Raw genomic sequence first — 26473 nt, 5'->3', positions numbered from 1 at the left:
TTTAAATCATTGATTATCAGGTTAAAATGGTTTTAATGTTAATTTAACGTTATGTAAATGTTTTGTAATTGTAAACAAAAACAATTATATTTGAGAAACGATCAGTAGAAATTAAAAAAACAACGATATGAGAAATATATTAACGACACTAGCACTTGTGTTTTCGGTGATGTTATTTGGTCAACAAGTAGAGAAAAAGCCGAAATTAGAAATTGAGAACGGTATGGTGAAAGCTACCTATTATCATGATAATGGGGTGGTTGCACAAACTGGTACCTATGTAGATGGAAAGCTTCACGGACAGTGGAAGTCTTTTGATGAACAAGGAAAGGCAATAGCAATTGCCAATTACGACATGGGAGCGAAGACTGGAAATTGGTTTTTCTACCACGGCGATGTTTTAAAAGAGGTTACCTATGAAAATAGTGCGATTGCAAGTGTAAGATCTTGGAATCAAACAAATAAGATTGTGGTGAACCCATAAGAGAGAAAGTAATGGATATGGAACCTTTTGGTTTCTGATGGAAAAAGCTGTGCTTTAACTGGTGCAGCTTTTTTGTTTGTAATTTATACGTTTGCCCTGCCAATTTTGTACTTTTGCCATTCTAAAATTAGAAGATGATACAATCGATGACTGGTTTTGGTAAGGATGTTATACAGTTACCTTCCAAGAAAATAACCGTAGAGTTAAAGTCCCTTAACAGTAAGAATTTGGATATCAATGCTAGAATCCCTTCTTCCTATAGGGAAAAGGAGCTTGAGTTACGTAACCTGATAGCCTCTGGTCTTGTGCGGGGAAAAATTGATTTTAGTCTTTTTGTTGAAATCACAGGAGAAAGCTCGAGTAGCCAACTTAATATAGGGGTCTTGAAAAGTTATATGGACCAATTAAGAAATGCTAGTCCTGTTCCTATCGGACCCGATGATGAAGTTGAACTCATGAAAATGGCGGTTCGTATGCCAGATGCACTTAAAGTAGAGCGTGAAGAAATAGATCCTCAGGAATATGAGATTATAAAAAATGCGGTGATCAAAGCCCTTGAAGAAATAAATATTTTTAGAACGCAAGAAGGGGTTGCCTTAGAATCTGACTTTATTGAACGTATTAATGCGATTTCAGATTTATTGGAAAAAGTAAAAGAAATCGACCCGGTACGTTTACAGGTAGTTCGCAGTAGATTAGAAAAGGCCGTGGAAGATCTTAAAGTGGAAGTAGATGAAAATCGTTTTGAGCAAGAATTGATTTATTACATTGAAAAATTCGATATTACCGAAGAGAAAGTTCGTCTGGCTAACCACTTGAATTATTTTATTGAATCCCTAAGCTCCGGCGATTCCAATGGGAAGAAATTAGGGTTTATCAGTCAGGAAATTGGTCGAGAAATCAACACCATTGGTTCCAAATCCAATTATGCACCAATGCAGCAATTAGTGGTTCAAATGAAGGATGAGTTGGAGAAGATCAAGGAACAATTGTTGAATGTTTTATAAAAGCGTAATTTCTGCGTTTAATCACGATCCATGGAAGAAAATAACAGTAACAATAACGGAAAGTTAATCATTTTCTCTGCTCCTTCAGGAAGTGGAAAAACTACTATTGTCAGGCATCTTTTGGAACATCCGGAATTAAACCTTGCCTTCTCTGTATCGGCCACCTCTAGGGAACCTAGAGGAGATGAAAAGGATGGAGAAAACTATTATTTTCTTTCTGCAAGGACCTTTAAGGACCATATCAAAAACAACGACTTTTTAGAGTGGGAAGAAGTTTATCGCGATAACTTTTACGGGACCTTAAAATCGGAGGTTGAACGGTTGTGGAATATGGGTAAAAATGTGATCTTTGATATTGATGTAGCAGGAGGGCTTCGAATTAAACGTAAATTTCCTGATCAAACATTAGCCGTGTTTGTAAAACCTCCAAGTGTAGATGAATTAAAAATCAGGCTCAAAAAACGTAAGACAGAAAGCGAAGATAAGATCAATATGCGAATCGCTAAGGCATCTGTAGAACTTGCTACCGCACCGCAGTTTGATACGGTGATAAAAAATTACGATTTAGATACCGCTAAGCAAGAGGCTTATAATTTAGTGGCGGATTTTGTTGGTGTTTCTAAAAAATCTAAGGCATGAAAGGGAAAAAGATAGGACTCTTTTTCGGCACCTTTAATCCAATACATTTAGGACATTTGGTGATCGCTAATCATATGGCTGAATTCACAGAGCTACAAGAGATTTGGCTAGTGGTGACCCCTCACAATCCTCATAAGAAAAAAAGCAGCCTTTTAGAGGATCATCATCGGTTGGAGCTCGTCTACCGTGCCACTGAGAATTATGAAAAACTGAAACCAAGCGATATTGAGTTCGCATTGCCGCAACCAAATTACACCGTTAAAACCCTGGTTTACCTTAAAGAAAAATATCCTAATAATGAGTTTTGTTTGATCATGGGAGAGGATAATTTACGCTCGCTTCACAAGTGGAAAAATGTGGAGATGATCATTGAGAATCACGATATATACGTCTATCCCCGAGTTCAGAGTTCCCATGATATGCATGGAAAATACAACGACCATCCAAGAGTAAAAAAGGTAGACGCTCCTATTATGGAGATATCATCTACCTTTATACGTAAAGCGATTTCGGAGGGCAAAAACATCCAACCACTCTTACAACCCAAGGTATGGGAGTATGTGGATTTGATGAATTTTTACAAATAAGCGCTCCTTTTAAGAATCTAATGTTGGGATACGAAGTACCTGTCCTGGATATATCTTATCTGGATCAGTTAGCATGGGTTTATTCGCTTCAAAAATGACGGGGTACTTCATGGCATCCCCATAAAATTTCTTAGCAATTTTACTTAAGGAGTCTCCAGATACTACTGTATGAAACTGCGCTTCTGGTTCAGTGTTTTCAACTTCCATTTGGTCGTTTACTACCGCAATCCCAGTACTGTTCCCTACTACTAAAATGATTTTTTCTTTGGTAGTTTGATCATACGCTTTACCACTAACAGTAGCAGTATCACCAGTGATGGAAATTTGTAAATTTTCTGCCTTTAGATCTAAATCAGTGATGGTCTCTTTGAGTTTCGAAGCTGCTTGAGCATTCGCTTCTTTAATGGCGGCTTCTTTGTTTGCTGCTGCCTCTGCTGCTTCTTCTGCAGATGTCTTGCCGCCAAATATTTTAGCGCCTGCATCTTTGATAAATGAAAATAATCCCATGGTTTTATTATTTTAAAGTTTAAGCAACAAGGTAAGCAATAAACGTTTTTCTACAAAGTGAAAGAATTTAATTCCTTGAAAAAAAAACACTTGTGAATTTGATTTTTAGGCACTTTAATAAGGAGTAGCCAGAATAATGCATTAAAAAAACCACTCTTTGATAAGAATCAAAAAGCGGTTTTTACAAATAACCAACCAAAAAAATCAATTAACCTAACTTAAGTTATGTTTTCTTGTTCTCTAATCTTATAACGTGGCCTTATGACCTAGATTGTTTTACTTTTCATAATCTACTGTTAAAATTCTAATGAGCTATTTGTCACACCTTCAGTCCTATCATAGAAAAAGGGGTTCCAAGGTTAGAGACAAAAAATAATTGTTTTAAATTTTGGTTACTTTTGACACTGCAATTAAAAGTGATTATAAAATGGGAGATTCAATTAAGGTGGCTGTTTTAGGAGGTGGAAGTTGGGCTACTGCTTTGGTGAAAATGCTTTGTGAAAATTTAGATGAGGTGGGCTGGTATATGCGAAACACCGCTGCGATAGCACATATTAAAGAGCATCAACATAACCCTAACTATTTGAGCTCTGTTGAGTTTCAAGTAGACCAGCTTTATTTAAGTGATGATATTAATGAAATAGTAAGCTATGCGAATTATTTGATCTTTGCTATACCATCGGCATTTTTGCATCAAGAACTTCAAAAGCTCACCTTGCCACTCACTGGGAAGGTTGTATTTTCAGCTATTAAGGGGATTGTTCCAGAACACGGCTTAATTGTCGGGGAATATTTTCACGACCTCTACCAGGTACCATTTGACAATATTGGGGTGATTACTGGTCCATGCCATGCGGAAGAAGTAGCTCTGGAGCGATTATCATATCTTACCGTGGCTTGCTCTGATGAGCATAAGGCTACCGCCTTGGCGGAGCGTTTATCTAGCAGTTATATTTATACAAAAATTAGTGATGATATCATCGGTACTGAGTATGCAGCGATGTTAAAAAATATTTATGCAGTAGCAGCAGGTATTGCACATGGATTAGGTTATGGTGATAACTTCCAAGCAGTACTGATGAGTAATTCTATTCGAGAAATGAAACGCTTTATCAAGCGAATTCATAAAATGAAACGAAATATAGATGATTTGGCCTATTTAGGAGATCTCCTAGTAACAGGTTATTCCATTTTTAGCCGTAACCGCATGTTTGGTAATATGATAGGAAAGGGGTATACAGTAAAGAGCGCTATGATGGAAATGAATATGGTGGCCGAAGGGTACTATGCTACCAAAAGTGCCCATCTAATAACAACAAGTCAAAAAAGAAAAAGTAAGACCCCCATTATTGATGCCGTATATGCAATTTTATATCAGGGTAAAGATCCTAAGAAAACCTTTAGCAAGTTGACTGAAAAATTAAATTAAGAAAGTAACTTAATTTCAAAAAAAATACCACTGCAAAAATCTAACAATTTTTGAAGGTTTCGAAACAATTCTAAGGCAGTGGTATGATCTTTTAGTGCTACCATTGCTAACGTTCAAATTCACAAGCAACTATAGCTACAATTTTTTTTCAGAAATAAGGGTTTAAATTCAATTAAAAATATATCTTTGCACCGCGAAAAAAGCATGTTTAAAACGCATTTAATTTAAACTTTTGTTTCGTAAGTAATAAGCTTAACATTAAACACTTGAGTAATGTCAAAAATTACAGGTAAAGTTGCACAAATTATCGGTCCGGTTGTAGACGTAGTATTTGAATCGGGTTCTGAATTGCCAAAGATTTATGATTCTTTGGAAATCACTAGAAAAGATGGGTCAAAATTAGTACTAGAGGTACAGTCTCATATTGGAGAGGATACAGTAAGAACGATTTCAATGGATTCAACTGATGGTCTAAGTAGAGGGGTAGAAGTGCTAGCCACTGGAAATCCAATACAAATGCCAATCGGAGATGATGTATATGGTCGATTGTTTAATGTTATTGGGGATGCTATTGATGGTTTAGGTGAACTTCCTAAAGAAGGAAAAGACGGTTTGCCAATTCACAGAGAAGCACCAAAATTTGAAGATCTTACAACATCAACAGAAGTTCTCTATACAGGGATTAAAGTAATTGACCTTATTGAGCCTTATGCAAAAGGTGGTAAAATTGGTCTTTTCGGTGGTGCTGGTGTAGGTAAAACGGTACTTATTCAGGAGTTGATTAATAATATCGCAAAAGGACACGGTGGTTTATCTGTGTTTGCAGGTGTAGGAGAACGTACTCGTGAAGGGAATGACCTTTTAAGAGAGATGTTGGAGTCAGGAATTATAAAATATGGTGAGGAATTTACCAAGTCTATGGAGGCTGGTGGATGGGACTTGACCAAAGTGGACAAGTCCGCCATGAAAGATTCTAAAGCGACTTTCGTATTCGGTCAGATGAATGAGCCTCCAGGAGCACGTGCTCGTGTGGCACTTTCTGGATTAACTATTGCGGAGTATTTCCGTGACGGTGCTGGTGAAGGCCAAGGGAAAGACGTACTTTTCTTTGTCGATAACATTTTCCGATTTACCCAAGCAGGTTCTGAGGTGTCGGCACTATTAGGACGTATGCCTTCAGCGGTGGGATACCAACCCACATTAGCAACTGAGATGGGTGCAATGCAAGAGCGTATTACTTCCACTAAAAGAGGATCTATTACTTCCGTACAAGCGGTATATGTACCTGCGGATGACTTAACGGATCCAGCTCCAGCAACAACATTTGCTCACCTTGATGCAACAACAGTACTCTCTAGAAAAATTGCAGAGCTTGGTATTTACCCAGCGGTGGATCCATTAGAGTCTTCTTCTAGAATTTTATCTGAAGAGGTGTTGGGTAAAGAACACTATGCATGTGCACAACGCGTAAAGGAGTTATTACAGCACTATAAAGAATTACAAGATATTATTGCAATTCTTGGTATGGAAGAGCTTTCTGAGGATGATAAGCAAGCGGTTTCCAGAGCTAGAAGGGTTCAACGTTTCTTGTCACAACCTTTCCACGTTGCTGAACAATTTACAGGTATTCCAGGTGTATTGGTAGATATTAAAGAAACCATTAAAGGGTTTAATATGATTATGGATGGTGAATTAGATCATCTTCCAGAAGCGGCATTTAACCTTAAAGGATCGATTGAGGAAGCGATCGAGGCTGGAGAGAAAATGTTAGCTGAAGCCTAATATAAACCTTGGCGTTGGTTTGTGTTAATCAACAGCCTTAAGAACTAGAAGTATGCAATTAGAAATCGTAACACCAGAAGCCACGTTATTTAAGGGAGAAGTAACCTCGGTTGCTGTTCCTGGACTGGAAGGTGAATTTCAAATGTTAGACAATCACGCACCTATTGTATCTTTGTTAGGTAAGGGAAACGTGAAAATTTATGGGGAAATTAAATTAGATAAAGCTGTTTCCTCTAGATTTTCTAAAGATGAAAAAGGAGTTACTCTTTTACCAATCAACAGTGGTACTGTGGAGATGAATAATAATAAAGTAATTGTATTGGCGGATTAAGTAAAGCCGATACTTTAGATATAAAAAAAGCGTCTACCTGGTAAAGGAATTGACGCTTTTTTTATGATGTAATTTAAATTACACGATTAATTCTTTAACCAATGATCTCGATGCTTTTCTACTCTACGTTTGGCACGAGGATCCAAGCTAATGTGATAAGTCGGATCACTCTCTATAATTAGCTGGGTGCTGTGCTTTGCTCCAAAGCGTAAGAAACTAATATTTAAAGAATCACCTGCCTTAAAATTTGACAGTAATTCTTCAAGATTTGCATCTTGTCCTAACTCCAGGTCATTGATGGATACAATACGATCTCCTTTAGTGAGTCCTGAAACATGTGCAGGACTGTCATTTAAGGGGTACGAAACCACCCTATTTTGGCTTAAACGAATTCCAGTATAAGGTTTATCTTTTTGACGCTCCATCAAGATTCCTACACTTTCAAATAGCGTCTTAAAATCAGGCATTGCGCCTTTGTAAATATAGCTATTGAAGTAATGATCAGCGAAATCCTTTCCGGCATATAAGCTGAGGTTAAAATGTAAATCGTCAATAGTATAAGGATCTTCACTTTTCCCTTGCGCCTCCCACATTTCTTTCATAAAGTCATCAAGGGTTAAACCATTTTGACGAAGCGAAAGATCTAAAGCCAAACCAAGCATACTACCATATGAATAATATGAAACAAAGGTATTGCCGCGGTCGATTTCATCAACCGCTGTAGCCGCATCCACAAAAGGTGCTTGATAGCTCATCTCAATCGGATTGTAGAGTTCCCTGGCTGGAGAGTTCCACACATAATTGAAAGTACCATTTAAGCGTTTAACATACTCCTTTTGGTCTATAATTCCAGCGCGACACAATGTAAGATTGGTATAATAGCTGGTAAAGCCTTCTGCAAACCATAAGGTACCTGTCATATTTGCCTTTGCATAATCAAAAGGTTCTAAGTCTTTTGGACGAAGTCGTTCTACATTCCATGCGTGAAAGAATTCATGGGCTACCGTTCCTATATTATTCTCCATACCGCCATTGGCTAGCCCTTCTTTATCAGTTAGTATGGTCGAATTTCGATGCTCCATCCCATCACCACTCGCATTTTCTATATAACATGCGATAAAGGTATACCTCTTGTAATCGAACTCGGGTAGTTCTTTATAAACCTGTTTTTGAGATAGCACTATCCCCTTTACTTGCTCGAAATAGGCATCTAGCATATCATCTGGACTATGATCGTGTAGTACAAATTCAATGGTATATGATTTGCCTTTGGATTCCACTTCAAACGAGCGTTTTCTAAAGTTGCTAAGTTCGGTAGGACTGTCAAAGAAATATTGAAAATTTGGGGCTGTATAGGTCGTTCCTTCCTTTAAAGGCATCTGTGTTGCAATTTTCCAATTGAGATCTTTTCTAGGCACAAAGGTGACCTCCACAGGATTGTTAAAAAATTCCTCTGCATACATAAAAGTAGCTGGGATGTTTAAATGTGCGTGGCTTAGATCGATCTGTGCATAAGTTCCATCGCCTCTATTGGCAAAAAGGGTGTAGTTGACCGTAGTGGTTCCCTTTGGATTTGGAATCATCCATTGATGTGGATCTTTTCTTAATACCTCAATCGTGTCCCCTTGCTGATTCACTGCACTGAGATGGTTCACATTTTTGGCAAATTCATGTAAGGCATAACGGCCAGGTGAACTTCGGCTCATGCGAATATAAAGGGTATCGGAGCTTGTTTGTGGAAAGGTTACACTCACCTTTGCTAGATGATGATTGGCTTTTTCAAAAGAAATAGTGTAGCGAACTTCCTGTTGCGCAAATGCCAATCCAGCACTTAACAACAGCGCGTAAAAACAAATGATTTTTTTCAAAACAAATAATTTTTCCAAGTTAGATTTAGGGCTGAAGTTACCAAATTTAACCAATTGTAATGTACATTTACAGTGTTAAATTAAAGAGTCATGACAGCTTTTCCCGAAAATCTCATTGCTAAAATTCTAAAAAGAAAGCAGGAAAATGCACTTCGATCTCTGGGTAGTAATTATGCCAAGGTGGACTTTTCGTCCAATGATTATTTGGGTTTTTCTAAGACACGTTTCCAGCAGCACGCTGGGGTGTCAGACGGGTCAACGGGATCGCGGCTTTTAACGGGAAATCATCAATATTTTCACAATCTTGAGCGCTTTTTAAGTGAATTTCATAAAGTAGAAGCTGCGTTGGTGTTTAATTCTGGTTATGATGCTAATCTGGGGTTCTTTAGTTCGGTTCCTCAAAGAGGGGACATTGTGATTTATGATGCATTTTCTCATGCCAGTATTCGAGATGGAATTCAGCTTAGTAATGCTAAGAGTTATAAATTTAAACATAACGATTTAGAGGATCTTAAAAAGGTGCTCAACACCCATAAATCTCACCTTGGAAACTTATACGTTGTCACGGAATCAGTATTTTCTATGGATGGTGATACTCCCGATCTACAGGCTATGGTCGAATTGACCGAGCGCTATGATGCTTATTTGGTAATCGATGAGGCTCACAGTGTTGGGGTTTTTGGAGAAAAAGGGGAAGGGCTAGTACAGCGCTTGAATTTGCAACATCGTGTATTTGCAAGAATCATCACCTTTGGAAAAGCACTGGGATGCCACGGTTCTGCTATACTAGGAAGCGAGTTCTTAAAGGTGTATCTCTATAATTTTGCACGAAGCTTTATTTTTACCACCGCGCTCTCACCGCATAGTATAAAGGTCATTGAGAATCGCTATAATATGTTAAATCATCATAGTCCGGATTCATTTTATCAACAACAGCGTGCACAATTACTTCGTAATATTAAATTTTTTAAAGCTACGCTAAACTCTTTGGGTCTGGATAAGGAAAATTATGTACCAAGTGATTCTGCTATACAATGCATCCTTGTTCCTGGAAATGAGAATGTAAAAACAGTAGCGGGCACTTTACAAAGCGCAGGATTTGATGTGAGGCCTATTTTATCTCCAACGGTTCCAAAAGATCACGAAAGAATACGTTTTTGTTTACACAGTTTTAATACTTTTGACCAGATAACGGATGTTTTAAAACATCTTATTCATTAATAATTGACGCTGTTTAGGACAGTCATATTACTAAGCGATTACTCATGAAACCCATTTTTTTTGTAACTGGTATTTCCACTGAAGTAGGGAAAACCATTGCATCAGCAATTATCACAGAAGCCTTAAAAGCGGATTATTGGAAGCCCATTCAGTCTGGGGATTTGGATTATTCTGATACCCATAAAGTAAAAGCCTTAGTTTCCAATAGTGTATCGAAGTTTCATCCCAATAGTTATGCCCTCACTGTGGCGATGAGTCCACATGCCTCTGCGCAAATCGATGGTGTTACCATTGATATTGAGACCATTCAACCGCCTAAAACTGACAATTATTTGGTGGCTGAAGGCGCTGGAGGGCTTTTAGTTCCTCTTAATGATCAGCATACTATATTGGATATAATGTCTAAAAATTATAAGATAATTGTGGTTTCTAGGCATTATTTAGGTAGTATTAATCACACTTTACTAACAGTGAATTTACTAAAGCAGCAGGGTTTTGATGTGGCGCTTATTTTTAGTGGAAACAAGCATCCGACTACCGAAGAAATCATTGCTACTATGACAAAGGTTCCAGTGATTGGTAGAATCGAACAAGAACAGGAATTCACCCCTGAAGTTATCTCGAATTACGCGGAGCGCTTTAGAAAAAACTTAATTCAATTTTCTAAAAGGCCACCTATTGAGCAGATCCCTTAAAATTACTCTTAGGATCGTTCAAGCCCTCTTTTTAATTGATTATTTTAGTTTTGATTTACCTTGGCTATACCCCATCTTTGTATAATATTTCTATTAATGTAAATGAAAAATAATGACACTTTCTCAACGCGATAAAAAATATCTTTGGCACCCCTTAACCCAGCATAAAACTAGTCCTGATAGTCTTGCTATTACGCGGGCAAAAGGCGCTTTATTATACGATGATCAGGGTCAAGAATACATCGACGGGATCGCCTCTTGGTATACCTCGGCCTACGGTCATTGTCATCCAGTGATTGTCGAGAAGGTTAAAAAACAGGTAGAAACACTAGATCAAGTGGTGTTTGCTGGTCTTACTCATGAGCCTGCGGTTGAACTTTCAGAAAAACTGGTCGCTATTCTACCTAGTAAACAGCAAAAATTGTTCTTCTCAGACAACGGATCAACAGCAGTTGATGTGGCTATAAAAATGTCCTTACAGTATTATTTTAACCAAGGAGAGAAGAGGCAAGTGTTGATTGCACTAGAAGAGGGTTTTCACGGAGACACTTTCGGTGCGATGTCCGTCTCTGGATTGTCTGTTTACAACGGGCCATTCGAAGATTTCTTTTTAGATGTCAAAAGAATTCCTGTACCTACAAGTGAAAATAAACAAGCGGTTTTAGATCAGTTAAAAACCATTTTAGAGCAATATGCTGTGGCAGCCTTTATATATGAACCATTAGTACAGGGAGCTGCGGCTATGAAAATGCATGATGCTCACGGTCTTGATGCACTGATAGGTGAGTGTCATAAACAAGGCGTATTGACCATAGCTGATGAGGTTATGACTGGTTTTGGAAAAACAGGGAAAAACTTTGCTTCACTGCATTTAGAGAATCAGCCTGATATTATCTGCCTGAGTAAAGCGCTAACCGGTGGAATGGTACCCATGGCTATAACCAGTTGTACCTTGGAGGTGTACAACGCCTTTTATAGTGATGATATGAGCAAGGGATTGTTTCATGGGCATACCTATAGTGCAAACCCCATAGCGTGTGCTGCAGCAATCGCTGGGATCGATTTACTACAGAGTCAGGAGATGCAACAAAACATTCAAAGGGTCATAAGATCTCATAAAGCATTTGATCAGAGAATCAAGCATCACCCAAAGGTGGCCAGCACTCGGCAGTGCGGAACCATTTATGCGATCGATTTAGCGGTAAATATGGAGCGTTATGGAGATTTACGAAAGAAAATGCTTGATTATTTTTTAGCCAATTTCCTTTTTATGCGTCCCTTGGGCAATACAGTTTATATCGCATCCTCCTATGTGATTACTAATCAGCAGCTTGAGTGTATTTACCAAGGCATTGAGAATCTATTAGACACGGTCGTTTAGTTGTCAATGGCCTGGGTAATACCACTTAAAAAGGCATTAAAATCAAAAGCCTCTGTGGAGGCTAGACCAAGACGAACCACGACTAAGTCTTTGGAAGGTACAATATATACCCGTTGCCCTTGGAAACCATCTGCGTAATAAGTGTCTTGAGGGGCGTCTGGTAGTTTGGTGGGTGTATTTAGCCATAAGTGACCTCCGTATGCACTATCTGATCCAGGAGCAGGTCTGGTGACAAAATCCACCCATTTCTTATCGAAAAGTTGGTCGCCATTCCAGTTTCCTTCATGCAAATACAACAAGCCAAATTTCCCCCAATCTCTAGTGGTAGCCCATCCGTAAGAAGAACCTATAAAGTTCCCTGACGCATCGGTCTCTATTATCATACTTTCCATGCCAATACGATCAATTAGTTTTTGATATGGGAAATTCAAATATTCAGTATAGGAGCCTACTTCTTTAAGTAGTAAGCCTGAAAGTAAATTAGTGGTTCCAGAGGAATAGTTAAAATGGGTGTTTGGAGGATATTCGGGCTGCTTTTCAATGATAGGTTTAGTCATGTCATCTGCTTGGAAGAGCATTTTAGTCACATCTGATATTTGTTCATAATTTTCGTCCCATTCTAATCCACTACCCATGTGAAGTAAGTCTGCGTAAGTGATCTTCGCACGCTCATCCTTATTCCAAGTGTCTATTTTAACGGGTTGATAGATGTCAAATCCACGTTCGTATGATAAAATTCCATAGAGCGTAGCTAGCACTGTTTTAGTCATAGACCAACCTAGAAGTCTACTGTTGTGATCTAGAGAATCACTATAGCGTTCCGCAATGATTTGATCTTTATAAATTACCAGGACTGATCTGGTTTTTTGAACACTATTATTTTTAAAAGCACGCTCCACTACCTGGTTTAATTGCTGGTAATCTACCGTGGCGAAAACGGTATCTTTTTGAGGAGCATTACCATAAGGGTATGTTAGTGTCTTTGATGCAGGTGTACGCAGGGGTTTTTCTACTTCAAGAAAATCATCAATGGACATGTGAGGTGGAATCAGTACACATCCCAGACCTTCTCTATAGACCGCGGTTCGAGTTTTTAACCCATAGACCGTTGCAGTGGCGGTTTTTAACGTGGTATCAATACTGCTTCGCGCGCTATTTATAGGAGTGAAATTATTATCGTGGTTTTGTGTGAACTCTTGGCCTCGACCATCCAAAAACATACAAGAACAAATGTTCTTAGCAGCAAATCCACTGATGAGTTCGAGTCTTGGATAAAAGTTGTAGAATAGATAGCCGAAAATTAGAAGGCAAATTAATAGGACGGGCAGGAGGATGCGTTTAAGGTTCTTCACAGTATTTTTAAGTTTTAGTTTAGAGACTAATTTAATGATTTTAATGCTACCAAATATTTGTTTTAAGTAGTGTACTATAAAAGCGATCCATAACAGAGGCTTAATGAAGCAAAGGTAAAAGATATTTAAATTAAGCCTATTAGCCTTTAATCTTAGAGAGGAGTTGCGTATTTTTGTAGTAAAGAATTGTTATGATGGATATACAAAAAATACGTTCAGACTTTCCTATTTTAAATCGGAAGGTTAATGATCACCCTTTGGTGTATTTTGACAATGCAGCGACCTCTCAAACACCTCAAGTGGTCATCGATTGTATTGTTGATTATTATTCAAATTACAATGCCAATATCCACAGAGGAGTACATAGCTTATCCCAAGAAGCAACTGATAAATACGAGCAGGCACGAGAGAAAATAAGAGCACATTTTAATGCTAAATTCACCCGCGAAATTATATTTACCTCAGGTACGACAGATGGTATTAATCTTGTGGCTCACGGATTCTCTAGTTTTCTAAAAAAAGGTGATGAATTAATTGTTTCAGCCTTAGAACACCATTCCAACATTGTGCCTTGGCAGATGTTATGTGAAGCTACAGGAGCAACCCTAAAGGTGATTCCTATCAATGACCAGGGGATATTAGAGATGGAGGCATATAATGAGTTGCTTTCAGAGCGCACCAAGCTTGTGTTCTGTAATCACGTTTCCAACGCATTAGGGATTATCAACCCTATTAAAGAAATCATTGAAAAAGCACATAAAGCGGGCGCAGCTGTTCTAATTGATGGAGCGCAGGCTACGCCACACATCAAGCTCGACGTTCAAGAATTGGATGTTGATTTTTATGTCGCCTCCGCACATAAAATGTGTGGACCTACAGGGGTGGGTATGTTATACGGTAAAGAACAATGGCTATCCAAACTTCCACCCTACCAAGGTGGGGGAGAAATGATTGCTGAGGTGACTTTTGAAAAAACCACCTATGCAGATTTACCGCATAAATTTGAAGCAGGAACTCCGAATATTTGTGGAGGTATTGCCTTTGGAGCTGCCATCGATTATTTGAATGAGATAGGTTTTGATCAAATTCACGACTATGAAAAGGAGCTTTTAGACTATGGAACCGCTGAGCTTAAAAAGATTCCTGGATTAAAAATTTATGGGGAAACAGCTCATAAAGCGGCTGTAATTTCATTTAACCTTCAGGGGATACACCCATACGATGTAGGGTCTATAGTGGATAAATTAGGAGTTGCCGTGAGAACAGGACACCATTGTGCGCAACCGATAATGGATTATTTTAAAATCCCGGGAACGGTGCGAGCAAGCTTTGCTTTTTATAACACAAAACAAGAAATAGATACCTTGGTATCTGCTGTTAAACTAGCGCAGAAAATGTTGTCTTGATGGTACTGTGGTTTTTAAAACAGAGTGAAAAACAGTTGAATAGGCAATATAGTTGTTGTACTTTTGCTTAATAAATTATAAACAATGACAATACAAGAAATCCAAAACGAGATCGTTGATGAGTTTTCTATGTTTGACGACTGGATGCAGCGGTATGAATATATGATAGAGCTTGGAAAGTCCTTACCGCTTATTGAAGAGCAATATAAAACACAAGCCAATATAATTAAAGGTTGTCAAAGTCAAGTATGGGTACATGCCGAACTTAAAGATGACAAACTAGTGTTTACGGCGGATAGTGATGCCATTATCACCAAGGGAATAATTGCTATTTTAGTACGTGCTTTTTCAAATCAGCGTCCCCAAGCAATTATTGATGCCGATACAAAATTTATTGATGAAATCGGATTAAAAGAACATTTGTCGCCCACACGTGCCAATGGTCTAGTCAGTATGATTAAACAATTGAAATTGTATGCGGTGGCTTATCAAACCCAATTAAATTAAAAAGTTATGAGTGAAACTATTAATACCGTTGAACTTGGAGAAAAAATAGTCAGAGTTCTTAAAACAGTATACGATCCAGAAATCCCAGTAGATATCTACGAGTTGGGCTTAATATATGATGTGTTTGTAAATGACCATTACGAGGTTAAGATCCTAATGACCCTTACCACACCAAACTGCCCTGTTGCCGAAACCCTCCCTGTTGAAGTGGAAGAGAAAGTAAAAACAATCGAAGAGGTTAAGGATGCCGAAGTAGAAATTACCTTTGATCCACCATGGAGTCAGGAATTAATGAGTGAGGAAGCGAAGTTAGAACTAGGATTGCTATAAGTAGATTTAGGTATATTTAACCCCGCATTGGAGAATTCTATGCCACAAGAAATTAGAAACAGAGTAGCCGAGAGCAAACTGGAGACCTTTAACTTAGAAGAAGTGTATCCTGAAGGCAAGCGTGTTCTTTTCGATATAAAAGATTGGCTTGATCAGGGCTTTATTTTAAAAGAAAAGGAGTTCAGAGCCTTGGCTAATAACCATAATTGGGAGCAGTATCAGGATGCGTATATTGCCGTGTACTGTTCTACTGATGCCATTGTGCCCACTTGGGCATATATGCTTATTACCACAAAATTGAATCCCTATTGTAAGAAAGTAGTTCTTGGAACGTTAGATACCCTAGAAACAGTCGTATATCGTGAGGTGATTCAAGAGCTAGATCTCTCTATGTTTAAGGATAAACCAGTGATTGTGAAAGGGTGTTCCAAAAAACCGGTTCCTGAGGATGCCTATCTTTTTATTACTTGGCGCTTACAAAAGGTGGCTAAAAGTGTGATGTTTGGAGAGGCTTGTTCTTCCGTTCCACTGTATAAAAGAAAATAATATATTTATTATCGAATTTTAATCTTCCCCTAACTATCTACAATTGAAAATGATTATTACTATTTTTAATTTGTGAATTTAAATTTAAACTAAATGAGAAAATTACTTGTGCTTGGAGCACTTTTATTCGGAATTTCATTTACTTATGCTCAAGATGAAGAGGCACCAACAGAAGGTTGGACAAGAGGTGGTACTTTTACATTTTTGTTAAACCAAGCTGCTTTTAGCAATTGGGTAGCCGGAGGTCAAAACAATATATCTGGTACCGGAAACATCAATTACGATTTTAACTATCTAAAAGGGGATTGGACTTGGGACAACAAACTTTTAATATCTTATGGGCTCACCAAAACCAAAGATCAAGGGACACGTAAATCGGATGACCGATTTGAATTTAATTCACTTGTGGGTAAAAAGGCCTTTGGCAACTGGAATTATTCATTCTTTTTGAATTTAAAAACCCAAATGACCAAGGGGTTTGACTATAGCCATGATGAGGACACTGATTTTCATACCTCCGGATTTTTTAACCCTGGATATTTAACCTTTGGTCCAGGTTTAGAATGGAAAGAAAGTGAAAACTTGAAATTTAATTTAGCCCCTGCTACTTCTAAACTTACCTTTATATCAGATGATCTGTGGATCTATGATAGTGTCTTGGGTGATTTTGTTCAGCATTCAGGCACCGATAACATCAACAACCTTAGTGCCTATGGCATTGACCCAGGTGATCAATCTCGTTATGAGCTCGGTTTTTACGCATCTGGGTATTATAAATTTAACTTGATGGAAAATGTATCTGTTGAGAACATTTTAAACCTGTATTCAAATTATTTGGAGGATCCTCAGAATGTAGATTTGGATTACACGCTCAATGTGGTAATGAAAATCAACGAATACCTTTCTACCAATTTTACCGTTCAAACTGTATATGATGATAATGCAGTGAGCGCGTTACAGCTTCGTGAGGTATTTGGTTTAGGTGTAAACGTTGGATTTTAAAAAATTTATCGTATAAAAAGTAACAAAGTAGGATAAGAATTAGTCCTTAAAAAATAAAAGCCTTTGATCTGTTCCAAGTTCAAAGGCCTTTATATAATGTTTTAGTTGAGATACTAGACTAAATTTCTTCATGGTATTCTGGGTATAAGAAGCTATTGTATGGAAAGCGTGTGACGTGAATTCGCCGCACTTCTTCATAAACCTTCTTTCTAAACTCCTCTAGATTCTCTCGCTCCAAAGCTGAAATAAATAACACATTGTCACCCATTCGGTTCATCCAAGTATTCTTCCATTCCTCTAGGGTAAAGTGCTTGGTGGTACGCTCGGTAACCAGATCATCTTCATCGATGGTTTTATGCTTGTAGTTGTCAATTTTGTTAAATACCAAAACTGTTGGCTTATCCGCACTTTTGATTTCATCCAAAATTTGGTTCACAGAATCGATGTGGTCCTCGAAGCTAGGATGAGCGATGTCTACCACATGTAAAAGCAAATCAGCTTCTCTCACCTCATCCAAGGTGCTTTTAAACGACTCTACCAATTGCGTTGGTAGTTTTCTAATGAATCCCACCGTGTCAGTGAGTAGAAATGGCAAATTTCCAATCACGACTTTGCGAACCGTGGTGTCTAGCGTCGCGAATAATTTGTTTTCTGCAAACACCTCACTTTTACTAATGACGTTCATTAAAGTAGATTTCCCTACATTGGTATATCCAATTAACGCCACGCGGACAAGGGTCCCTCTGTTACCTCTTTGGGTTTCCATTTGCTTGTCAATTTTTGCGAGCTTCTTTTTAAGTAACGCAATCCGATCTCTTACAATACGTCTATCGGTCTCAATTTCTGTCTCCCCAGGACCACGCATACCGATACCACCTCGTTGGCGTTCAAGGTGCGTCCAAAGTCCTGTCAGACGTGGTAATAAATATTGGTATTGTGCCAATTCAACTTGGGTTCTGGCATAACTTGTTTGTGCACGTTGCGCGAATATATCTAAAATTAGGCTGGTACGGTCCAAGACCTTTACCTTCAAAATTCGTTCAATATTTTTCTGTTGTGCTGGCGTTAGTTCATCATCAAATATAACCGTTCCGATTTCGTTTTCTTCCACGAAGGTATAGATCTCATCCATTTTACCACTTCCGATAAAAGTTTTCGGATTGGGAAAATCAATTTTTTGCGTGAACCTAGCCTCCACATTGCCACCAGCGGTAAAAGCTAAAAATTCTAACTCATCCAGGTACTCTTGAGATTTCTCCTCATCCTGCTCTTTGGTGATGATCCCTACAAGCACGACCTTCTCATAATCTATTTGTTTTCTCTCTAGCATATATTATTTGTATTTTGCAAAGGTAAACAAATGATTTTTTAAATAAATAATATGGCAGACAGCAGTATGATCTCTGTAGCATTTTACAATTTGGAGAACCTTTTTGATACCGTAGACGATCCACACATCCTAGATGATGACTTTACGGCAGAGGGAACTTTACAATGGACCAAGGAACGCTATGAGAATAAACTGTTTAAATTAAGCAGAGCCATTTCGCAGATTGGCATGGAGACCATTGACCGTCCGCCTTCAATTGTCGGTGTTGCAGAGGTGGAGAATAAAAAGGTGTTGGCAGATCTTGTAAGTTACAATGGATTAAAGGAACTTAATTATAGTTTTGTTCATCACAATTCTCCTGATGAACGCGGCATAGATACTGGACTGTTATATCGAAAGGAGGATTTTGAGCCTCTGGAATCGGCTACGGTTACTGTAATGGTTTATAATCCAGAAGATGAACGTGATTTTACACGAGACATTCTTTATGTTCGAGGAAATCTCTTTGGAGAAATGGTTCATATATACGTCAATCATTGGCCTTCTCGCAGGGATGGCGATCAAAAGACCGATTATAAGCGCATCACCGCGGCCAAGACTCTTATTAAACACCTAAAAGGCGTTAAAGAGGCCTATCCACAAGGGAAGTTTATCATAATGGGAGACTTTAACGACAATCCAAATTCTGAGAGTGTAAAGGACCACTTGATTGTTGATGGTTTATTTAATCCGATGACTCCAATGTTAATACCAACCAAACAAGGTAGTGTTACCTATAAAGGACGTTGGAACCTATTTGATCAAATAATCATTTCTACCAACTTTTTTGCTACCCAAGAAGAAGGTTTGAAGTTTGACCGCGCTGAAATTCTCAGCGAACGCTTCCTTGAAGACTGGAATGAGCGTTTCGAAGGATTTCCATTTCGAACCTATGCTGGCCGTAAATATATAGGAGGGTACAGTGACCATTTTCCAGTTTATATTGTGCTTAAAAATTCCCGCAGTAAGACATTTGGGAAAAAAACAGTGATTTAGAAGTTAGTTTATCCATTAAGTGTAAAAATCATCGATGAAATACACTTTACGCTAAAGAATATTCCTACTGAGAAATTACTTTATTACTTACATTTTACCTTCTTTTATGCAGTTCATCGAATAATCCTTTGCATTTCATCGAATAAATCGTGCATTTCATCGGGAAAGTTTTGTATTCAACCTACATTTATAAAGCAAAACAATCCCAAATGTTATGAAAGCACAACTACTTAAATCGATCTTACTTTTAGCAATGGTAACTGGGTTATTTGTTAATCCTTCAAATTTAGTTGCTCAGCAACATCATGGTCGCGCATACTATAAGCTTAAACATTCGGAACAATTAAAAACTCTTTCTCATAGATATAAGCAGGTAAGCCAGCGTAATAAGGCTGAGGCGCGTCGTGTTGCCTTGACCAAGGGTTGGGCGATCTCTACCGAACTTTCAAACGGTGGTTATGAAGAATTAGAGCAACTTGGACCTGACGGTGCCCCAATCTACTATACTACTTATAATGACAACGTAGTTTATACCTCAAGGTCCAATGCGCTCTATCAAAATGGTGATTTACATTTGGACGTGGATGGTTTGGGAATGTATGTTGGGGTATGGGATAGTGGTAAAGCCTTACTTTCTCACCAAGAATTAAATGGTCGTGTGCAAACTGGGGATGATGCAAAAAGAGTCAGTGGACATGCTACACATGTCTTAGGTACGATCTTAGCTGCTGGTGTTGATCCAAAGGCTAAGGGAGTCGCTTTTAATGCAGAGGGTGTAAGTTATGACTGGTCCAATGATGAGGCTGAGGTAGCACAAGCTGCTTCTCAAGGGTTATTACTTTCAAATCACTCTTATGGGATCAGTGCTAAAACGATTCCAGATTGGTATTTTGGCGCTTATATCTACCAATCCAAAGATTGGGATGAAATCATGTACAATGCGCCTTATTATTTAATGGTAACCGCCGCAGGGAATACTCAGCAATTACAATACAATGAGCAACCAATTACGGGTACTCCTTCGGATGCTTATGATCTTTTATTGGGTTATGCCGTTTCTAAAAACGGTTTAACCGTTGCTGCCGCAGACAATGTAGCGTTTGACCAAGATCAAAATATCGTTAATGCACAAATTGCTTCTTTCAGTAATTTTGGCCCTACTGATGACGGACGTATTAAGCCAGATATTACTGGAGAAGGTGTCAATGTGTATTCGGCCTATAGCGATAGCGAAACAAGCTATTTGGCACAGTCTGGAACTTCTATGGCTGCTCCTGGTGTTACGGGTGCCTTACTTTTGTTACAACAATATTACAAAGAAACCCATGGTGATTTTATGAAAGCAGCTACCTTAAAAGGCTTGAGTTTACATACCGCTGATGAGGCTGGAGAGTTTCCAGGTCCTGATGCCCGATTTGGTTGGGGAATTATCAACACTAAAAGAGCTGCGAATACTATTTCAAATGTTGGTCTTAACAGTGCTATTAAGGAGACTTCACTTTCTAATGGGGAAACCTTACAATATACTTACCAAGTAGAAGAAGGTGAAACCTTAATGGCTTCTATTTCGTGGACTGATCCTGCATTTAACAGTGATAATAAAGGAAACCTAAATGATGCGACCTCGGTGTTGGTCAATGATTTAGATATTGTGGTGTATAAAGAGGGTGAAGATGGTGAATTTTTCCCATGGAAACTTACTGCTTCTAATGGTTACCAGATGGCAGTACAAGGGATCAATAATGTGGATCCTTTTGAAAAAGTAGAGGTTTTAAATGCCTCAGGAACTTATATTATCCAGGTAAGCCACAAAGGAACACTGCTGAAAGATCACCAAGATTTTTCCTTGATCGTTACTGGAGTTAAAGGGAGTGATTGTGTCTTGAAAACACCTGCTGATCTTAAAATAGGTTCCATAGAAGAAGAAAAGGTAAATTTGGTATGGGAGTCTGTTGATGATGCTATTTACGAGGTTGCATATAGAACACAGTCCAATAAAAAAGGAAGTATCCAAGAGTGGAATACCGTGCTAGTGACGGAAAACAACCTTGAATTGACAAAATTACAAGAGAATACTGTATATCAGTGGAAGGTGAGAACCTTATGTTCAGAACTAGCGGAATCTGATTTTAGCAAAGTGGTTAGTTTTAGAACCAAGTTTGTAGATACCCAAGCTCCAAGTATTCCTTTGGGGTTGATGGCAACCGAGGTTACTACTGGATCACTTATTCTTAATTGGGAGACTTCGCAGGATAATGTGGGGACAATCGCCTATGAGCTATATCAAGATGGCATTAAAATTGGATCTTATGGTATCACTCAAGTTACTGTTGAAGGACTTTTACCTGATCATTCTTATGAGTTTGTAGTTGTGGCAATGGATGCTGCTGGGAATCGCTCGTTAGAAAGTGATGTTTACCAAGTGAAAACTCATAAAAAACACCCTATTGCTCCGGAGATAGGTCTTGACAACCAGGACAATTTAAACAAGGATTCTAATCGGATTTTAGTATATCCTAACCCAGCTGTATCGTCCATTAAAATTAAGGGACTGACTTCTCAGAACGATGGATACCAAATTTTTAACGCCTCAGGGAATAGAGTGGCCTATGGGAATGGGTATAATAAAATGATCGATGTTTCTACTTTTCCTCCAGGATTGTATGTAGTTGCTATTGCAGACGGAAGCAAAGGTTCTAGAGCAAAATTCTTAAAAAACTAACAATTAGGAACCAGTAGGGGAACCTACTAATTCCTAAACTGTTTTGAATTAGAAGTTTTATCAAAGGGTTATAAATTCGCAATTAGCCTCGCGATGTCTTTGGAATAATAGCTCGATATAATATCTGCCCCCGCTCTTTTGATGGCCATGGATTGCTCCATAATCACTGCGTTTTCATCCAGCCAACCTCGCTGGGCAGCTGCTTTGATCATGGCGTACTCTCCACTGACTTGATAAACTGCAATAGGGATATCAAAGGTGTTTTTAAGATCGCGTACGATGTCTAAATAACAAAGCCCTGGTTTTACCATCACAATATCCGCTCCTTCATCGATATCCATTTGTGTTTCTCTAATGGCTTCTGTTCTATTGGCAATATCCATTTGATAGGTTTTTTTATCCTTAGGAATATCCTGGGTATCTACTGGGGCAGAATCAAGGGCATCTCTAAAAGGACCATAGAAAGCGGATGCGTATTTAGCACTATAACTCATAATTCCGGTGTCGTAATATCCTTCATGTTCAAGTGTCTCTCGAATGGCTAGGATTCTACCATCCATCATATCACTTGGTGCGACAAAATCTGCACCTGCTTGGGCATGAGACAAGGCCATTTGCGACAGTATATTGACAGAGGCGTCATTGAGTATCTTTCCCTTCTCTACAATACCATCGTGGCCAAAAATAGAATAGGGATCAAGAGCCACATCGGTCATAACGAGCATTGCTGGCACGGCGTCTTTGACTGTTTTTATAGCCCGTTGCATAAGCCCATTGGGGTTGATAGCCTCGGTACCTTTGTTGTCTTTTAGGTGGTGTTCCACCTTGACAAATAACAATACAGACTTAATTCCAAGAGACCAGATTAGTTTAACTTCTTCAACTAAGCGGTCCAGGCTAAAACGGTAATATCCAGGCATGGATGAAATTTCATCTTTAATATTTTTTCCCTCCACCACAAATAACGGTGTTTGGAAATCATTTGGACTAATGGTCGTCTCTTGCACTAAGCTTCTTATAGCTTGCGTTGCTCTTAATCTTCTATTTCTTCTTAATGGATACATCGATATGTTTTTTAAATAATTTACTTGAAGTTAGGGAACCTATACCCAAGTTTTAGGGTTTTTTAAAACCGCTATTAATTTTTCTTCCTCACTTCCCTTCATTGGGTTATGGTCATAGACCCATTGAACATGTGGAGGTAAGCTCATCAGAATACTTTCTATTCTTCCGTTGGTCTTTAAACCAAATAAGGTTCCCTTGTCATGGACAAGGTTAAACTCTACATAGCGTCCTCGACGGATTTCTTGCCACTGTCTGTTTTGCGGTGAATAAGGGATATCTTTTCGTTTTTCAACAATTGGAATATAGGCATCCAAAAAGCTATCACCCACTTGTGTTACAAAATTATACCAATCCTCAATACTTTTTCCTTGCTCTGCTTTACAGTAATCGAAAAATAAACCTCCAATTCCTCTGGCTTCGTTTCGGTGGGTGTTCCAAAAGTATTGATCACATTTGGTTTTAAATTCATTATAGAACCTCGCATCATGTTTGTCACAGGCTTGTTTACATATACGGTGGAAATGCTGGGCGTCCTCCTCGAAGAGGTAATAGGGCGTTAAATCCTGACCACCACCAAACCACTGATCAATGGTGTTTCCTTGTTTGTCATACATCTCAAAGTAGCGCCAATTGGCATGAACGGTAGGAATGAAGGGATTGGCTGGGTGTAACACTAACGACAAACCACAGGCAAAAAAATCACAATCACCCACTTTAAAATAGGCTTGCATTGATTTTGGCAGGGGGCCATGCACAGCTGAAATGTTAACGCCGCCTTTTTCAAACACTTTTCCTTTTTCAATAACTCTGGTTCTTCCTCCGCCTCCCTCAGGACGCTCCCATAGGTCTTCCTGGAATTTAGCTCGGGTGTCTACTTGCTCCAATTTAGATGTAATGGTATCTTGAAGCGATACAATGTATTGGTAGAATTTATTTTTCATATTTGCTTTTTTAACCGTATTGCTTTAAAATCGCTAGTTGTTGAAATCTTCAAGATAAACAAGTTGTTCCTCATTGACCTGAATTAGAGGTGTGTTGTTGGTTAGTTTTTTGGCATGTTGTAATTTTTCCATCAAATATTGATCTATTGCAACTTGGTTAACTTTTGCTGGATCCTTTACGTGCATTCGTTTAATCAATTGGCGACCCATTTTGTTGTTGTGCAAATCCATTTGTGTTTCCAACGGATTATTCACAAAGGCTCTTTCGTGCCAATCGGTGATATCTTTAGCCCATTTAATAGCGCTTTCAAGATCCTTTCCGCGCTTAAGGCAATAGTGTACTATAAACATATTCCAAAGTGCATGACGATAAGCATTTGCCTTGTTATTTTTATGATGTGCTTTACCAAAATGCTGATCACATAATTGGACACATTCTTTTGTAGCCTTCACAAAGCAATAGAACATCACAGGACTTGAGATAACCTTCCCTATTATGGTCGTTATTTGTCTTAGGGAAAGGGACTTTATGATACGACCAAAATTCATTTATTTGGCTTGATATTCTTTGACAGCTTCTACGAATGCTTTTGCATGATCCACCGGAATGTTAGGAAGTATTCCATGGCCTAAATTGGCGATGTACTTATCCTTTCCAAAGGCATCAATCATTTGATGAACCATTTTTTTGATTTCTGGGATAGGCGATAACAATCTTGATGGATCGAAATTACCTTGTAGGGTAATCTGACCACCTGTTAGTTTTCTCGCATTTTCTGCAGAACAGGTCCAGTCTACTCCTATGGCAGAAGCCTTACTCGTGGACATTTCTCCTAAGGCATACCAGCACCCTTTTCCAAAGACAATAACTTCCGTAACCTCAGAGAGGGCCTCGACGATCTGATTGATGTACTTCCAAGAAAATTCTTGGTAATCCACTGGAGAAAGCATGCCTCCCCAGGAGTCAAATATCTGAACGGCATTCACACCGTTTTTAACCTTCTCTTTTAAATAAAGAATGGTGGTGTCGGTTATTTTTTGTAGTAAGGAATGAGCGGCCGCTGGTTGAGAGAAACAAAATCCTTTTGCGGTATCAAAACTCTTAGATCCTTGTCCTTCCACAGCATAACATAAAATGGTCCAAGGCGACCCTGCAAAACCAATCAAGGGAACACTGTCATCTAACATTTGCTTTGTAAGCTTAATGGCATCCATTACATAACCCAACTCTTCATTGATCTCAGGAATGACAACTTGGTCAACATCTTTGGCCGATCGAATCGGATTCGGTACCCAAGGTCCTAACCCTGGTTTCATTTCTACATCAATATTCATCGCTTGTGGGATCACTAAGATGTCAGAAAAAAGTATGGCCGCATCGGGCTTTACGATCCGAATAGGTTGCACGGTAATTTCCGCTGCTAATTCAGGGGTTCTACAACGGGTAAAAAAGTCGTATTTCTCCTTTATTGCTATAAATTCAGGTAAGTACCTACCTGCTTGTCTCATCATCCACACGGGCGGTCTTTCTACTGATTCGCCTTTTAAAGCTTTTAAGAAAAGATCGTTTTTTATCATAATAGTATACTTTTAAAGTCCATTAAAGTGTTTAATTACCTGAACTAGAACATTTTCAATGGTCGTTCTATTTGCAGTAATGAGATTATTGGTGTGTTTTCTGACCTCGGCTTCTGTGGTCTTACCTAAACAAAAGACAATAGTATTATCAAATAAATTCCTTTGAGCAAAGCTTTCTACAGCACTTGGGCTGAAAAATAAAATGGCGTCATAGCTACGAAGCATGTTTTTTGAGTTAAGTTTGGTTTTGTATACCTGGGTTTCATGCAAGGTAACTTTATGTTTTTCCAGCAAAGCAGGGAGCTCTTCACGACGAAGGTTTCCGCAGAAAAGCTCAAAGGATCGCTCCCGGTATTTTTCCACAATAATTTTGGCCAGTTTACGGGCCTGATAAGCCTTTTCAACTACATTAAATTTGTGGTGTTTTAAAAGCGCTTCTGTTTTATCACCCACACAAAAACAATTGGTGATTTGTATGTTTTTATCTAAAATAGCTCTTACCGCATTTTGCGAGGTAAAAATGGCATTTTCAATAGGTGCGACTGGCTTAAAGTCTATGGACACGATTTCTATAAAGTTGTGCTCATAACAAACAATACCAGCCTCTTGTAAAATATTCCTTTGGGTAATGTGGAGTTCTTTTGTGCTTAATACTTCTGTCATGTTACTTTTTTGAAAATTTTGCGAAATGATTTAAAACTAACCTTAAACCGAATCCTTCAATTGAT

At 38.5% G+C, this 26473-nt stretch carries 26 protein-coding genes; 17 read left to right on the top strand and 9 right to left on the bottom strand.

The features are described from left to right. Positions 1 to 127 precede the first annotated feature (127 nt). The 4 genes from VKY50_RS11830 to nadD all read left to right on the top strand — a co-directional run bounded on the left by VKY50_RS11830 (position 128) and on the right by nadD (position 2717). Positions 128 to 484, top strand: a complete 357-nt coding sequence (locus VKY50_RS11830; protein ID WP_324302031.1) for a toxin-antitoxin system YwqK family antitoxin — start codon at positions 128 to 130, stop codon at positions 482 to 484. 134 nt (positions 485 to 618) lie between these two features. Next, positions 619 to 1491: a YicC/YloC family endoribonuclease gene (locus VKY50_RS11825; RefSeq protein ID WP_324302030.1), complete on the top strand. Its 873-nt coding sequence runs from the start codon at positions 619 to 621 to the stop codon at positions 1489 to 1491. 30 nt (positions 1492 to 1521) lie between these two features. Further along, complete coding sequence (gmk, locus tag VKY50_RS11820) at positions 1522 to 2130, top strand: guanylate kinase (protein ID WP_324302029.1); 609 nt, start codon at positions 1522 to 1524, stop codon at positions 2128 to 2130. Then, positions 2127 to 2717, top strand: a complete 591-nt coding sequence (gene nadD, locus VKY50_RS11815; protein WP_324302028.1) for a nicotinate (nicotinamide) nucleotide adenylyltransferase — start codon at positions 2127 to 2129, stop codon at positions 2715 to 2717. Before gmk ends, nadD begins: the two co-directional genes overlap by 4 nt. A 9-nt stretch (positions 2718 to 2726) precedes the next feature. Here nadD and lysM read toward each other — a convergent pair whose 3' ends face one another. Continuing rightward, positions 2727 to 3224: a peptidoglycan-binding protein LysM gene (gene lysM, locus VKY50_RS11810; RefSeq protein ID WP_324302027.1), complete on the bottom strand. Its 498-nt coding sequence runs from the start codon at positions 3222 to 3224 to the stop codon at positions 2727 to 2729. A 427-nt stretch (positions 3225 to 3651) separates the two neighbouring features. Here lysM and VKY50_RS11805 point away from each other — a divergent pair, with 427 nt between their 5' ends. From VKY50_RS11805 to VKY50_RS11795, 3 genes are all read left to right on the top strand, one after another. Further along, positions 3652 to 4653, top strand: a complete 1002-nt coding sequence (locus VKY50_RS11805; RefSeq protein WP_324302026.1) for an NAD(P)H-dependent glycerol-3-phosphate dehydrogenase — start codon at positions 3652 to 3654, stop codon at positions 4651 to 4653. Positions 4654 to 4926: 273 nt separating this feature from the next. Next, positions 4927 to 6435, top strand: a complete 1509-nt coding sequence (atpD, locus tag VKY50_RS11800) for a F0F1 ATP synthase subunit beta (protein WP_324302025.1) — start codon at positions 4927 to 4929, stop codon at positions 6433 to 6435. Positions 6436 to 6487: 52 nt separating this feature from the next. After that, on the top strand, positions 6488 to 6766 hold the full coding sequence (locus VKY50_RS11795) for a F0F1 ATP synthase subunit delta/epsilon (protein WP_324302024.1): 279 nt from the start codon (positions 6488 to 6490) through the stop codon (positions 6764 to 6766). A gap of 86 nt (positions 6767 to 6852) precedes the next feature. Here VKY50_RS11795 and VKY50_RS11790 read toward each other — a convergent pair whose 3' ends face one another. Then, positions 6853 to 8634, bottom strand: coding sequence for a M61 family metallopeptidase (locus tag VKY50_RS11790; RefSeq protein WP_324302023.1), 1782 nt, complete (start codon positions 8632 to 8634; stop codon positions 6853 to 6855). A 90-nt stretch (positions 8635 to 8724) separates the two neighbouring features. Here VKY50_RS11790 and VKY50_RS11785 point away from each other — a divergent pair, with 90 nt between their 5' ends. From VKY50_RS11785 to bioA, 3 genes are all read left to right on the top strand, one after another. Further along, positions 8725 to 9855: an aminotransferase class I/II-fold pyridoxal phosphate-dependent enzyme gene (locus VKY50_RS11785; RefSeq protein WP_324302022.1), complete on the top strand. Its 1131-nt coding sequence runs from the start codon at positions 8725 to 8727 to the stop codon at positions 9853 to 9855. Between the two features lie 44 nt (positions 9856 to 9899). Next, positions 9900 to 10550, top strand: coding sequence for a dethiobiotin synthase (gene bioD, locus VKY50_RS11780; protein WP_324302021.1), 651 nt, complete (start codon positions 9900 to 9902; stop codon positions 10548 to 10550). 112 nt (positions 10551 to 10662) lie between these two features. Next, the gene (bioA, locus tag VKY50_RS11775) at positions 10663 to 11931 is read left to right on the top strand and encodes an adenosylmethionine--8-amino-7-oxononanoate transaminase (protein ID WP_324302020.1); all 1269 of its coding nucleotides are present in this window, start codon (positions 10663 to 10665) and stop codon (positions 11929 to 11931) included. Here the strand turns inward: bioA and VKY50_RS11770 are convergent. Beyond that, positions 11928 to 13283 (bottom strand): serine hydrolase domain-containing protein, encoded by a 1356-nt coding sequence (locus VKY50_RS11770; protein ID WP_324302019.1) that lies wholly within the window; start codon positions 13281 to 13283, stop codon positions 11928 to 11930. The two genes, bioA and VKY50_RS11770, sit on opposite strands and share 4 nt — an antisense overlap. A gap of 191 nt (positions 13284 to 13474) precedes the next feature. Here VKY50_RS11770 and VKY50_RS11765 point away from each other — a divergent pair, with 191 nt between their 5' ends. The 5 genes from VKY50_RS11765 (at position 13475) to VKY50_RS11745 (ending at position 17074) form a co-directional block, all read left to right on the top strand. Continuing rightward, entirely contained in the window at positions 13475 to 14689 is a 1215-nt protein-coding gene (locus VKY50_RS11765) for an aminotransferase class V-fold PLP-dependent enzyme (RefSeq protein ID WP_324302018.1), read from the top strand. An 84-nt stretch (positions 14690 to 14773) separates the two neighbouring features. Further along, on the top strand, positions 14774 to 15196 hold the full coding sequence (locus VKY50_RS11760; protein ID WP_324302017.1) for a SufE family protein: 423 nt from the start codon (positions 14774 to 14776) through the stop codon (positions 15194 to 15196). Positions 15197 to 15202: 6 nt separating this feature from the next. Continuing rightward, entirely contained in the window at positions 15203 to 15526 is a 324-nt protein-coding gene (locus VKY50_RS11755) for an SUF system Fe-S cluster assembly protein (protein WP_008990008.1), read from the top strand. A gap of 39 nt (positions 15527 to 15565) precedes the next feature. Further along, positions 15566 to 16072 carry a DUF2480 family protein gene (locus VKY50_RS11750; RefSeq protein ID WP_324302047.1) on the top strand — a complete coding sequence of 169 codons (507 nt, stop codon included), beginning with the start codon at positions 15566 to 15568 and terminating at the stop codon, positions 16070 to 16072. A 93-nt stretch (positions 16073 to 16165) separates the two neighbouring features. Further along, entirely contained in the window at positions 16166 to 17074 is a 909-nt protein-coding gene (locus VKY50_RS11745) for a DUF3078 domain-containing protein (RefSeq protein WP_324302016.1), read from the top strand. A gap of 118 nt (positions 17075 to 17192) precedes the next feature. Here the strand turns inward: VKY50_RS11745 and hflX are convergent, their stop codons facing one another. Next, entirely contained in the window at positions 17193 to 18404 is a 1212-nt protein-coding gene (gene hflX / locus VKY50_RS11740) for a GTPase HflX (RefSeq protein WP_324302015.1), read from the bottom strand. Between the two features lie 51 nt (positions 18405 to 18455). On the opposite strand from hflX, the gene VKY50_RS11735 reads away from it, so the two are divergent. Both VKY50_RS11735 and VKY50_RS11730 read left to right on the top strand, forming a co-directional pair. Next, positions 18456 to 19439, top strand: coding sequence for an endonuclease/exonuclease/phosphatase family protein (locus VKY50_RS11735; RefSeq protein ID WP_324302014.1), 984 nt, complete (start codon positions 18456 to 18458; stop codon positions 19437 to 19439). Between the two features lie 214 nt (positions 19440 to 19653). Then, positions 19654 to 22161, top strand: coding sequence for a S8 family serine peptidase (locus tag VKY50_RS11730; RefSeq protein WP_324302013.1), 2508 nt, complete (start codon positions 19654 to 19656; stop codon positions 22159 to 22161). A 68-nt stretch (positions 22162 to 22229) separates the two neighbouring features. On the opposite strand, the gene hemB is transcribed toward VKY50_RS11730, so the two are convergent. Genes hemB through VKY50_RS11705 form a run of 5 tightly spaced genes read right to left on the bottom strand, consistent with a single transcriptional unit; the run spans position 22230 to position 26408 of the window. Further along, positions 22230 to 23225: a porphobilinogen synthase gene (hemB, locus tag VKY50_RS11725; protein WP_324302012.1), complete on the bottom strand. Its 996-nt coding sequence runs from the start codon at positions 23223 to 23225 to the stop codon at positions 22230 to 22232. Between the two features lie 39 nt (positions 23226 to 23264). Continuing rightward, a complete protein-coding gene (gene hemF / locus VKY50_RS11720; RefSeq protein ID WP_324302011.1) occupies positions 23265 to 24167 on the bottom strand; it encodes an oxygen-dependent coproporphyrinogen oxidase in 903 nt (300 codons plus the stop codon). Between the two features lie 33 nt (positions 24168 to 24200). After that, positions 24201 to 24716 carry a DUF6973 domain-containing protein gene (locus tag VKY50_RS11715; RefSeq protein ID WP_324302010.1) on the bottom strand — a complete coding sequence of 172 codons (516 nt, stop codon included), beginning with the start codon at positions 24714 to 24716 and terminating at the stop codon, positions 24201 to 24203. Further along, positions 24717 to 25745, bottom strand: coding sequence for a uroporphyrinogen decarboxylase (gene hemE, locus VKY50_RS11710; protein ID WP_324302009.1), 1029 nt, complete (start codon positions 25743 to 25745; stop codon positions 24717 to 24719). 12 nt (positions 25746 to 25757) lie between these two features. Then, positions 25758 to 26408: a uroporphyrinogen-III synthase gene (locus VKY50_RS11705; RefSeq protein WP_324302008.1), complete on the bottom strand. Its 651-nt coding sequence runs from the start codon at positions 26406 to 26408 to the stop codon at positions 25758 to 25760. Positions 26409 to 26473 lie beyond the last annotated feature (65 nt).

This window comes from Galbibacter sp., from assembly GCF_035306585.1.
Classification (GTDB): Bacteria; Bacteroidota; Bacteroidia; order Flavobacteriales; family Flavobacteriaceae; genus Galbibacter.
The sequence above is the reverse complement of the archived record's forward strand: the minus strand, read 5'-3'. Positions and strand labels throughout refer to the sequence as shown.

Bases quoted from the DNA above. Each gene is read 5' to 3' on its own strand.
- VKY50_RS11830 (WP_324302031.1), top strand. From the start codon at position 128: ATGAGAAATATATTAACGACACTAGCACTTGTGTTTTCGGTGATGTTA.
- VKY50_RS11825 (WP_324302030.1), top strand. From the start codon at position 619: ATGATACAATCGATGACTGGTTTTGGTAAGGATGTTATACAGTTACCT.
- gmk (WP_324302029.1), top strand. From the start codon at position 1,522: ATGGAAGAAAATAACAGTAACAATAACGGAAAGTTAATCATTTTCTCT.
- nadD (WP_324302028.1), top strand. From the start codon at position 2,127: ATGAAAGGGAAAAAGATAGGACTCTTTTTCGGCACCTTTAATCCAATA.
- lysM (WP_324302027.1), bottom strand. From the start codon at position 3,224: ATGGGATTATTTTCATTTATCAAAGATGCAGGCGCTAAAATATTTGGC.
- VKY50_RS11805 (WP_324302026.1), top strand. From the start codon at position 3,652: ATGGGAGATTCAATTAAGGTGGCTGTTTTAGGAGGTGGAAGTTGGGCT.
- atpD (WP_324302025.1), top strand. From the start codon at position 4,927: ATGTCAAAAATTACAGGTAAAGTTGCACAAATTATCGGTCCGGTTGTA.
- VKY50_RS11795 (WP_324302024.1), top strand. From the start codon at position 6,488: ATGCAATTAGAAATCGTAACACCAGAAGCCACGTTATTTAAGGGAGAA.
- VKY50_RS11785 (WP_324302022.1), top strand. From the start codon at position 8,725: ATGACAGCTTTTCCCGAAAATCTCATTGCTAAAATTCTAAAAAGAAAG.
- bioD (WP_324302021.1), top strand. From the start codon at position 9,900: ATGAAACCCATTTTTTTTGTAACTGGTATTTCCACTGAAGTAGGGAAA.
- bioA (WP_324302020.1), top strand. From the start codon at position 10,663: ATGACACTTTCTCAACGCGATAAAAAATATCTTTGGCACCCCTTAACC.
- VKY50_RS11765 (WP_324302018.1), top strand. From the start codon at position 13,475: ATGATGGATATACAAAAAATACGTTCAGACTTTCCTATTTTAAATCGG.
- VKY50_RS11760 (WP_324302017.1), top strand. From the start codon at position 14,774: ATGACAATACAAGAAATCCAAAACGAGATCGTTGATGAGTTTTCTATG.
- VKY50_RS11755 (WP_008990008.1), top strand. From the start codon at position 15,203: ATGAGTGAAACTATTAATACCGTTGAACTTGGAGAAAAAATAGTCAGA.
- VKY50_RS11750 (WP_324302047.1), top strand. From the start codon at position 15,566: ATGCCACAAGAAATTAGAAACAGAGTAGCCGAGAGCAAACTGGAGACC.
- VKY50_RS11745 (WP_324302016.1), top strand. From the start codon at position 16,166: ATGAGAAAATTACTTGTGCTTGGAGCACTTTTATTCGGAATTTCATTT.
- hflX (WP_324302015.1), bottom strand. From the start codon at position 18,404: ATGCTAGAGAGAAAACAAATAGATTATGAGAAGGTCGTGCTTGTAGGG.
- VKY50_RS11735 (WP_324302014.1), top strand. From the start codon at position 18,456: ATGGCAGACAGCAGTATGATCTCTGTAGCATTTTACAATTTGGAGAAC.
- VKY50_RS11730 (WP_324302013.1), top strand. From the start codon at position 19,654: ATGAAAGCACAACTACTTAAATCGATCTTACTTTTAGCAATGGTAACT.
- hemB (WP_324302012.1), bottom strand. From the start codon at position 23,225: ATGTATCCATTAAGAAGAAATAGAAGATTAAGAGCAACGCAAGCTATA.
- hemF (WP_324302011.1), bottom strand. From the start codon at position 24,167: ATGAAAAATAAATTCTACCAATACATTGTATCGCTTCAAGATACCATT.
- VKY50_RS11715 (WP_324302010.1), bottom strand. From the start codon at position 24,716: ATGAATTTTGGTCGTATCATAAAGTCCCTTTCCCTAAGACAAATAACG.
- hemE (WP_324302009.1), bottom strand. From the start codon at position 25,745: ATGATAAAAAACGATCTTTTCTTAAAAGCTTTAAAAGGCGAATCAGTA.
- VKY50_RS11705 (WP_324302008.1), bottom strand. From the start codon at position 26,408: ATGACAGAAGTATTAAGCACAAAAGAACTCCACATTACCCAAAGGAAT.